This window comes from Pigmentiphaga sp. GD03639 (assembly GCF_029845405.1).
Classification (GTDB): Bacteria; Pseudomonadota; Gammaproteobacteria; order Burkholderiales; family Burkholderiaceae_B; genus Pigmentiphaga; species Pigmentiphaga daeguensis.
The window spans coordinates 43,012-49,185 of the sequence record NZ_JAOCLR010000036.1 but is presented as its reverse complement, the minus strand read 5'-3'; the positions used below and the strand labels follow the sequence as shown (position 1 = coordinate 49,185).

Sequence of the window (6,174 nt, the reverse complement as noted above, 5' to 3'; positions counted from 1 at the left end):
GGGATATCTTAGAGGTGACCTTGTCTCCATCGTCTGAACAAGCCTTTTCGCGTTCGCGCCTCAAGCTGATGGCCCTCGGCTATCGAATGCTTGGTTCCGTCGAAGAGGCTGAAGACTTGGTGCAGGATGTATGGCTGCGTTGGCATGATGAAGCCGAGAATCAGCGTGAAGTGGTGCTCGTTCCAGAGGCTTGGCTTGTCACGGTTACCACACGCATGGCAATTGACCGCTTGCGTGCTGCCAAGCTTCGACGAGAAGCCTATCCTGGCCTCTGGCTTCCCGAGCCACTGATCAGCGACGGTCCAGCCTCCCCGGAGCAAATCCACGAAGTTGCCGATGACGTTTCCATCGCCTTCCTGGTGCTGCTCGATTGCCTGACGCCAGAGGCACGCGCGGCATTCTTGCTTCGGGAGGTCTTCGACGTCGACTACGAGCATATTGCCGCAGCCATAGACAAGAGTGAGGCGGCATCCCGTCAAATCGTGCACCGTGCAAAGCAACGGCTGATGGCAGCGCGCGGCTCAGAGCGACAGCGGTCGCGAACCCCGCCGAAGGAGCAGTACGCGCTTTTGCATCGTCTGATACAGGCCATCATGGACGGTGATTTCAGCGGGATTCGCGCATTGCTGGCCGAAGAGGCAGCTCTGGTAGGCGACTTTGGCAATAAGGGGCCAAGCTTGCGCCACCCCTTGAGCGGCGCCCAGCGTATTGCCCAACTGTATTACGCGCACTACCTGCGGCATGGCAGAAACATGCGACTGGAACTGGCCTTCTTGAACGGTGAATGGGCCCTCTTGCGCTATCTGCAAGACGAACTAGAGTCCGTCCAGGCCTTTGAGTTCGAAGGTGGTCGCATCGCGCATGTGCGGATACAGCGCAATCCGGAGAAGTTGGCCGGCCTCAAACGCTATAGCGACTTGCTGACAGCGCCAAATCCTCACTGATCTAACCCGTCCGGGGCGCAAAACAACGCTCGCAGCGCGCGGTTATTCGCCGCATTTTTCTTCACGGGTGTCACAGAGCCCTCATGTCAAACGTCTTGTGAGCAGGAGGTCGCGGTCGGCCTCCACCCATCAATGACATTGAAGGAATCTGATCTATGAATCGCGCTGTATGGTTTCAAGCCTCCCCTGAAGGTGCCAAGGCTGTTGGAACGCTGCACCACTTCGTCACCAAGAGCACTGGCCTACCGAGCTTGCTGACTCACCTGGTCTTCCTGCGTGTGTCGCAGATCAATGGTTGCGCGCACTGCATCGACATTCATACGCGTGACCTACTTGCTGAAGGCATGTCGGTTGAAAAGCTGGTACTCATCCCTGTCTGGCACGAGGCCCAATATCTTTTCTCAGAACAGGAGCGCGCTGCGTTGGCGTGGTGCGAGGAAGTAACGCTGGTGAACGAGACTCACGCTTCAGATGAGGCCTATTCGGCCGCATTGGCCGTGTTCGGGGAGAAGGATCTGGTGGACCTGACTCTCACGATTGCAGCCATGAATGCTATCAATCGCATGGGTATAAGCTTCCGCATGAAGCCGCGTGCCAAGTCTTAAGGCGGAGGACAGGCCGCGATTACGAGGCTGAACGGCTCGCCCCAGGCGCGCATTTTGGGTGCCAGCGAGCGACCGCTCCTGGCCCCATCGTAGCCGTCGGACGCCGGCCCGAGAAGCGCCCAGAGTGCCACTTACGGCGCTCCACTTGCCTCGCTACCTACGTGGCTCATGGTGTAACATGGCTTCGAACGCCGCTGGTAGCACTACTGGTAGCAAGATTTTGAACCTCGCCACCACCCAAGTGGTTGATTCATAAGACTTTTCGGGCTGAGGCAAGTTTGTCCCACCCTCTCCGCCAGTCATTGCAAGAACCCCTTGATTTCATCGATCAAGGGGTTTTTTGTTGCCGCGGTCAAAATAAATAGCCGTGGCCTCAGGCGGATCGCTACGAACCAAACCGATACCGCCCCTGGTCATCACGCATAATCGCGCGCCGGGCGGCAATATCTTCCAGCTCGCATACAAGCTCCCGCCCATCACGCGTCCCAACAGCCGCCATAAGTTCCGCAAAAAACTTGGGCCCGCTCTCCAGCGCAGCCTCCAGGGATGCATGGCTGGACGCCCCGAACCTCGGGGGATGCGGAACTTCATGCTCGATGGGACGCCTGGCTCCAGGTGCCAGCCATGGCAGCGTCAAGTCGAATCCGGTCTTGTCGGTCGTTCGCGAACCCTCCAACGAAGGATCTAGTGGAACGGTCCTCAAGCCGCTTTGGACAACCAGGTCCCTGCTCGCCTGAAAACGCGTCGCCAACGCCCACTCCATCTGGGCGTCGGAATAGATATCGATGTCCGGGTCGACGACGAACACATTCTTGACATTGCCCAGGCAGCCGAATGCGGCCGCGATGGCATTGCGCGCTTCGCCCGGCACGCGTTGCTGCAAGGCGATACGGACGTTGAACGATCCTCCCGCCGCGGGGGGCGCGTAGACCGCCCGCACTTCGCGCACGGCGGATTCGAGCGCTTTCCAGACCAGGACCTCCGTGCGCAGGGAGCAAAGCTGCGCCGTATCCGTGCAGTGCATGCTCGGCCCGCCGATGGAGGCCGTTTGGAAGATGGCGTCCCGGCGGTGGGTGATCGCGGTCAAGTGGAAGAGCGGATTGCGTTTTACCGCTCCGTAGTAGCCGAGGAACTCGCCGAAAGGACCTTCGGGTTCCACATGGCCGCGCTCGTCGAAATAGCCTTCGAGGATGAACTGGGCATCGGCGGGCACCATCAGATCGTTGGTCACGCACTTGACGACGCCCAAAGGCTGGGCCCGCAAGGCCGCGATAAGCGCCAGTTCGTCGCCGGGAAAGCGGAGCGTGGCGGCGAGTTGATCGATGGGGTGGCTGCCGATGGCGAACGCCACCGGCGTGCGCTCGCCGCGTTCCGCGCGCGCCATGTAGATGGCGCGCAAATCGGAAGGCGCGACCAGATCCACGCCCGCCGACCGGCGGCCGCGCAGCATGAGGCGGCGCATGCCCACGTTCGTATGCCCGGCGAAGGGATCGTGGACGAAGTCGACCGACGCCGATATGTAGGGCGCGCCGTCGAATTCGTGCTGCAGGTGCACCGGCAGGGCGGTCAAGTCGCATTCGTCGCCGGTCAGCACGACCTCCTGGACCGGCGCATGCGCGCGCGGCACTTCCACCAGTTCGCCCGGCTTGCGCAGCCGCGCGAGCACCTCGGACAGCACCTTGTCCGCCGTGGTCCCGAAGGCGGCGGCCAGGCGGGCCCGGCTGCCCGCGACGTTGCCGCACAAGGCGAAGCGGCTCCCTTCGATGTTTTCGAACCATGCCGCGCGCGGATTGCTCTCCAGGCGGGCGGCGATATCGGCAAGCGCGACGGGCGCGGCATGTCGTTCCAGGTCGTCGGCGGGCAGGGACGCAAGAAAGGTACGCAGGCCGAATCGTTGTAGATCGGGACGGCTTTCTGATCGGGGAAGGGGCGCGTTCATGTTTCTCCTCCTTGTTGCGACGAAGTATTTGTAAAGATTGTTTATATAAAATATTCTTATATTAGTCTCGGCAACAGAGAAACGCCACGACCATCCGCAGATGGCGGTGTAAACCACGACGCGCATGAAGCGCCCGCTTTGCCCCTAGGAGGAGACGACATGAAGACACGCTTAGGAACAAGAGCCGGGACCTGGCTGGCCCTGGCAGCAGCGGTGCTGGCACCGGTTGCCGCGCCCGCCCAGGACCAGGCCGGCCGGTACCCGGACCGCATGATCAAGCTCATCGTGCCCTATACGCCCGGCGGCCTGGTGGACACGTTCAGCCGTGCCCTGGCCGAAGACATGGCCAGCCGGCTGGGGCAACCCGTGGTCGTGGAGAACCGCCCCGGCGCCAACCAGGCCATCGGGGCCAATGCCGCCGCCCGTGCCGCGCCCGACGGCTACACCCTGTTCGTCAGCTCGCAAACCGGCATGATCCTGAACCCGCTGACGACCAAGGGGCTGCTCGTCGATCCGGCGAAGGATTTCACGCCTATTGCCACGATGTTCTCCACGCCGTTCTATCTCGTGGTCAACAGTTCCGTTCCGGTGAAATCCGTCCAGGAACTGGTCGCGCTGGCGAAATCCAAACCCGGCAAACTCACCTACGGCTCGTTGGGCCGCGGCGGCACCCACCATCTGGCGGGCGAAATGTTCACGCGCCGTACCGGTACGAATATCCTGCACGTGCCGTACAAGGGCAGCGCCCCGGCCATGAACGATTTGCTGGGCGGCCAGATCGACATGATGTTCGAGGGCGGAACCTCGACGCTTCCCTATGTCCAGTCCGGGCGGCTGCGGGCCCTGGCCTCCACCGGCCAGACGCGCAGCGAAGCCATGCCCGATCTGCCGGCGCTGAACGAAATCATTCCCGGGTTCTCGATGACGGTATGGATCGGCCTGGTCGCGCCGAGCGGCATTCCCCAGCCGATCGCGGACAAGCTGAACGCCGCCGTGCAGGCCATGCTGAAACTGCCTTCCACGCACGAGAAATTCGCGCCTGTCGGCATAGAAATGATGCCCGGCTCGCAAGCGGATTTCGCCAGGTTGATTCAATCCGATCTTCCGACCTGGGCCAAGATCGTCCAGGACGCGGGGATAGAACCGCAGTAGGTCTCTTCCTGACCCGCCATCCGGCCGCCGCATCGGGCCTGCTTCCGGTTCCGATGCGGTAAAGTCCATCGACACTTCGGATGGAGCGTTTGATGAACCCGAGAATGCCCCGCTACGCGTCCGCCTGCGCCGCCTTGCTTGCCTGCGCAAGCATGCTGGCTGTTTCGGCGGCGCAAGCCTGCACCCGCTTTGTCTATCTCGGCGCCGGCGGACAGGTCGTCACGGCGCGCTCGATGGACTGGAAGGTCGACGTCGGCACCAACCTGTGGGTGTTTCCGCGCGGCATGAGGCGATCCGGCGAAGCCGGCCCGAACTCCATCCAATGGACCTCGAAATACGGAAGCGTCATCGCCTCGGGCTATGACATCTCGACAACGGACGGCATGAACGAAGCGGGGCTGGTGGCCAACGTCCTGTGGCTGGTCGAGTCCTCCTATCCCGCCTACGACGGCAAGACGCCCGGCCTGACGCTCGCGGCCTGGGCGCAATACGCGCTCGACAACTTCGCCACCGTCCAGGAGGCGGTCGACACCTTGGCGAAAGAGCCTTTCACCGTCGTCACCGACAACGTTCCCGGCGAAGCCCGCCTGGCGACCCTGCATCTCTCGCTCTCGGATGCCAGCGGCGACAGCGCCATCATCGAATACATCGACGGCAGGCAAGTCATCCACCACAGCCGCGACTACCAGGTCATGACCAACTCGCCAACCTTCGACAAACAGCTGGCGATGGAGGAGTACTGGAAGCAGATCGGCGGGACGGTCATGCTGCCCGGCACGAACCGGGCATCCGACCGGTTTGCCCGGGCGGCTTTCTACGTCAACGCGATTCCCAAGACGGAAGATCCGCTGGAGACGATCGCCAGCGTCTTCAGCGTCATCCGCAACGTCTCGGTGCCCCTGGGCATCACCACGCCGGACCAGCCCAATATTTCGTCGACCCGCTGGCGCACCGTCGCCGACCACAAGCGCAAGCGCTATTTCTTCGAATCGGCGCTGACGCCCAACATCTTCTGGGTCGACCTGGCGAAGCTGGATTTCTCGCGCGAGACCGGACAGGTGATGAAACTCGACCTCGGCCCGAACCAGGCGAACATCTACTCGGGCATGGCCAACGGGGGGTTCAAGCCGGCGGCGCCGTTCAAATTCCTTGGGATCTGAATCGATCGGCCTCATTTCGACCGCCCATAACAAACAAGCCCTCTTGCGAGGGCTTGTCGTTTTTGAACCTACGCCGTTACCAACCGGCGTATGTCAAGCGTTACAGCGGCGTGATCTTGGTCGCCTGGGGACCCTTGGGGCCCTGGCCGGCGATGAAGCTGACGCGTTGGTTTTCCTGCAGCGACTTGTAGCCGTTGCCCTGGATTTCGGAGAAGTGCGCGAACAGGTCCTTGCCGCCGTTGTCCGGCATGATGAAGCCGAAGCCTTTTTCAGCGTTGAACCACTTGACGATACCGGTTTCCATAATTGTTTCCTTGATGAGAGATGGGCACACGCCCGGGAACAGACGATCAAGGAGGGACTAGAACAATTTA

At 61.7% G+C, this 6,174-nt stretch carries 6 protein-coding genes; 4 read left to right on the top strand and 2 right to left on the bottom strand.

Going from position 1 to position 6,174, the window contains the following annotated elements; all coding sequences use genetic code 11:
- Nucleotides 1-5: 5 nt before the first annotated feature.
- Entirely contained in the window at nt 6-944 is a 939-nt protein-coding gene (locus N5K27_RS25400; protein ID WP_347945571.1) for a sigma-70 family RNA polymerase sigma factor, read from the top strand.
- A 155-nt stretch (nt 945-1,099) separates the two neighbouring features.
- Nucleotides 1,100-1,549 carry a carboxymuconolactone decarboxylase family protein gene (locus N5K27_RS25395; RefSeq protein WP_279820084.1) on the top strand — a complete coding sequence of 150 codons (450 nt, stop codon included), beginning with the start codon at nt 1,100-1,102 and terminating at the stop codon, nt 1,547-1,549.
- A gap of 385 nt (nt 1,550-1,934) precedes the next feature.
- On the opposite strand, the gene N5K27_RS25390 is transcribed toward N5K27_RS25395, so the two are convergent.
- Entirely contained in the window at nt 1,935-3,488 is a 1,554-nt protein-coding gene (locus N5K27_RS25390) for a UbiD family decarboxylase (RefSeq protein WP_279820082.1), read from the bottom strand.
- A gap of 159 nt (nt 3,489-3,647) precedes the next feature.
- Here N5K27_RS25390 and N5K27_RS25385 point away from each other — a divergent pair, with 159 nt between their 5' ends.
- Together N5K27_RS25385 and N5K27_RS25380 are read left to right on the top strand one after the other, a co-directional pair.
- A complete protein-coding gene (locus N5K27_RS25385; RefSeq protein ID WP_279820079.1) occupies nt 3,648-4,640 on the top strand; it encodes a tripartite tricarboxylate transporter substrate binding protein in 993 nt (330 codons plus the stop codon).
- A gap of 92 nt (nt 4,641-4,732) precedes the next feature.
- Nucleotides 4,733-5,800, top strand: a complete 1,068-nt coding sequence (locus tag N5K27_RS25380) for a linear amide C-N hydrolase (protein ID WP_087836834.1) — start codon at nt 4,733-4,735, stop codon at nt 5,798-5,800.
- Between the two features lie 100 nt (nt 5,801-5,900).
- On the opposite strand, the gene N5K27_RS25375 is transcribed toward N5K27_RS25380, so the two are convergent.
- Nucleotides 5,901-6,104 (bottom strand): cold-shock protein, encoded by a 204-nt coding sequence (locus tag N5K27_RS25375; RefSeq protein ID WP_087836835.1) that lies wholly within the window; start codon nt 6,102-6,104, stop codon nt 5,901-5,903.
- Between the last annotated feature and the right edge of the window lie 70 nt (nt 6,105-6,174).